Here is a 3253-nt window from a genome sequence, read left to right as displayed (position 1 = left end):
GACCTACCGGACACCCAAGCGGCTACAGCCAGCAACCAGACCGTTGCGCGGAATGGCTCACTGCACGTGTCCGCAGGCTCCGGATCACGGCTAGCAAAATGGCGTTACCTCCTCCGGGTCGGTCCCCGGCCGAGGTCGAATCCCGGCTCACGCACTGAACTGAACTCTCTTACGCGCGCCGACCGGCTCGTGGTCGACGGAAATCGTGAACTGGTCCGCAAATGCGATTTTCCCCCAATCTCCCTGGGTGAGGGTGTGACCACCACCGACAAAGGGAGAAAGCGATGAAGAGCCACGGTGCTGTCGTGAAGCGGTGCGGCTGCCTGGACCCGGCCACCAGGCGGACGCTAGGCAGGAGCTGCCCAAGGCTGCGGGAGCCTGATCATGGAAGTTGGTACTTCCACTGCTCCACCCGGAATCTGCTCGGACAGGCCGAACGGGTACGCCGGGGCGGGTACGCGTCGGAGGCGGCCGCGCAGAAGGCCCGCGACGAGTTCCTCATCCTGTCTCGCGAGCAGCAGGCCGGCCGGTCGTGGACGGTCACCCGGTGGTTGAGGTACTGGCTGTCAACCAGAACCAGGATCCGGCCGACGACAAGGATGCACTACACGCGCGACGTCGAGCGGTTCCTGATCCCCCACGTCGGACACCTGATCCTCGGCGATCTGACCTCCCGGCAGCTCAACGCCGCGTTCACGCAAATCGCCGCCACCCGCAACCGAACCGGCCAGCCACAGACGCCCTGCACGCTGCAGCACATCCACACCACGCTGCGGGCCGCGCTCAACGCCGCCATCCGGGAGGGCCTCATCGTCGACAACCCCGCCCGACGAGTGGAACTACCCGCCCAGGAACGCCCTCTCGCGCGGCTGTGGACCGAGAACAGGGTCGCCGAATGGGAAGCCACCGGCGAGCGGCCGTCCGTCGCGGTCTGGACACCGGTTCAGCTCGCCGCGTTCCTCGACTACGTCCGCGACGACAACCTGTTCGCCCTGTGGTGGCTGATCGCCCTACGCGGCCTGCGCCGCGGCGAAGCCGCCGGCCTACGCTGGACCGAAATCGACCTACAAGCCCGCCAACTATCGATCGTGCGGCAACGCACCACCGCCGGCTACGACGTCCACGAAGGCCCACCCAAGTCCGCGACCAGCCGCCGCACCATCGCCCTCGACCGCCACACCGCACGAATCCTGCGCCAACACGCCGAACGGCAACGCCACCACCGCACCCGCCGAACCGACGGCGGGAAAGTCTGCCACGACAGCGGCTACGTGTTCACCAGCCCCGACGGACTACCCATGCACCCCGGCTACCTCACCCAACGCCTCCGCCTCCTCGTCGACCGGGCCGGGCTACCCCCGATCCGGCTACACGACCTCCGCCACGGCGCCGCCACCCTCGCCCACACCGCCGGCGCCGACCTCAAGACCATCCAACATCAACTCGGCCACACCACGATCCGGATCACCGCCGACACCTACACCACCAGCCTCCCCGCCACCCAACACAAAGCCGCCGAAGCCACCGCCCGCCTCGTCCTCAACGCCGGCAAACCCGGTGCCGAAACGCGACCGGCCGCCAGGCGTCGCGATCACGGGAGGCCGCGCCCGACAAAAACCGCGAGGAAGGAGTCCATCTCCGAACAGGACCAGCAGATGCCGCCGAGAGCCGAGGACAACACCGACATGCAGCCGGAGCCCTCGGGCCGCCGCAGACGCGGAACTCGCTGATCAACCCTCGCCCACCGGACGGCCTGCCCGGAAGACCGGAACGCTTCTCTTGCTCCCAGGCAGGCCATCAACCCGGAGCGACCCGCCTCGAAGATCAGGCCTGGTAGGCCCCCGCCAGGGACGCCCTGACCCGCACATGCTGTAGGAGAAGCTCGGCCGACGCCCGTACCGCCTTCTTGGCCATCTGCTGGAACACGCAGATATAGGTCTCGATGGTCGTCAACGGGGTGTGATGGCCCATGTCCTCCTGGATCTGCTTCAGGTCCACCCCGGCTGCCGAGGCGATCCCCGCAGCGCCGTGCCGCAGATCGTGCAGCCGGATCGGCGGCAGATCCACGTCCTTAACCAGCTTCGCGAAGCGGCGGGTCAGCCAGTCCGGACGTACCGGCCGCCCATCCTCGTGCACGAACACCCGCTGTTTCGGGTCGACCCGGCCGAACCGCCGGCGTTGCCGATGCCACAGATCCGTCAGCAGCCGCACACTGAACTCGTCCAAAGCCAAGGTCCGCACCCCGGCCGCCGACTTCGGCGGACCCAACCGCTCCACCCCACGCACCACGACCACCTGCTCCCGGATGGTCAGTTCGCCATCGGTCAGGTTGATGTCCTCCCACCGCAATCCGGCGATCTCGCCCCGGCGCGGCCCCCGCAACGCCACCAGCCACCACAACGCGAACAACGGATCGGTCTGCACGCACTCCAGGAACCGGCCGACCTGATGCAGCCCCCACACCGCCACCCGAGGCCGCACCCCCGTGTCGTTCCAAGCCTTCTCCCGCTCCGCGTCCCACACCACCGCCCGTGGACGCGCCCCGTTCGGCAGCCGCAGCCCCCGACCAGGATTCCGATCGATCACCCCCTGCCGCCGCGCCGCCGACAGCGCGCTACGCAGCACCGCACGAATCCCGTTCAGCGTGCCCGCAGAAATCAGCCGCCCACCTCGGACGCGGCGGTGCGAGATCCGGTCCATCGCCCGCTGCGCATCCCGGGTACGCAACCTCCGCATCCGGACGTGACCCAACTGCGGAATGAGGTAGTCGTTCACGAGGCCGCGATAGTTGACCATGGTCGAAGGACGCAGCCGCCCCTCGTTCTCCGACAACCAGAACTCCAGCCAGCGCCTCAGCGTCCACATCCCGGCCGCCTCATGCCCCGGCACCTGCCGCAACGCCCAGCAGGCCCGCTCGGCCTCCGCCCGACTGGCGAAACCACCACGACGCACCCGGACACGCCGATCGTCAACACCGGTCAACTGCACGGCGAAGTACCAACGGCCGTGGTCGAACTCGGCGAGACGATCACACCGCACACCCAGCTGGCGACCGGTCTGCCCGCACCGACAGCCGCACCGCCGGTACACCAGGCCCGCCTCGTTGGCCCTAGCCACCCATCCCCCAAGACACCCGGACAGGCTAGACACCAGGCACACCATGATCATCAACCGATGGGATCACGAGCTTAGAGCCCGCGCAAATAGGTCGGTGAGGATCGGGTGGGTAGGAGACGGGCACAGGCGTCAGTGA

At 68.1% G+C, this 3253-nt stretch carries 2 protein-coding genes; one reads left to right on the top strand and one right to left on the bottom strand.

Annotation, left to right across the window (positions count from 1 at the left end; translation table 11 throughout):
• Nucleotides 1–284: 284 nt before the first annotated feature.
• Entirely contained in the window at nucleotides 285–1730 is a 1446-nt protein-coding gene (locus V6U90_RS32860; RefSeq protein ID WP_334444986.1) for a tyrosine-type recombinase/integrase, read from the top strand.
• 94 nt (nucleotides 1731–1824) lie between these two features.
• Here the strand turns inward: V6U90_RS32860 and V6U90_RS32855 are convergent, their stop codons facing one another.
• Nucleotides 1825–3168 (bottom strand): tyrosine-type recombinase/integrase, encoded by a 1344-nt coding sequence (locus tag V6U90_RS32855; protein WP_334444984.1) that lies wholly within the window; start codon nucleotides 3166–3168, stop codon nucleotides 1825–1827.
• Nucleotides 3169–3253: the final 85 nt, after the last annotated feature.

Origin of the sequence: Micromonospora sp. CPCC 206060 (assembly GCF_036906895.1) — a bacterium.
Taxonomy (GTDB): domain Bacteria; phylum Actinomycetota; class Actinomycetes; order Mycobacteriales; family Micromonosporaceae; genus Micromonospora.
The sequence above is the reverse complement of the archived record's forward strand: the minus strand, read 5'-3'. Positions and strand labels throughout refer to the sequence as shown.

Coding starts and splice junctions, on each gene's coding strand:
- V6U90_RS32855 (WP_334444984.1), bottom strand. CDS start 3,168: ATGATCATGGTGTGCCTGGTGTCTAGCCTGTCCGGGTGTCTTGGGGGA.
- V6U90_RS32860 (WP_334444986.1), top strand. CDS start 285: ATGAAGAGCCACGGTGCTGTCGTGAAGCGGTGCGGCTGCCTGGACCCG.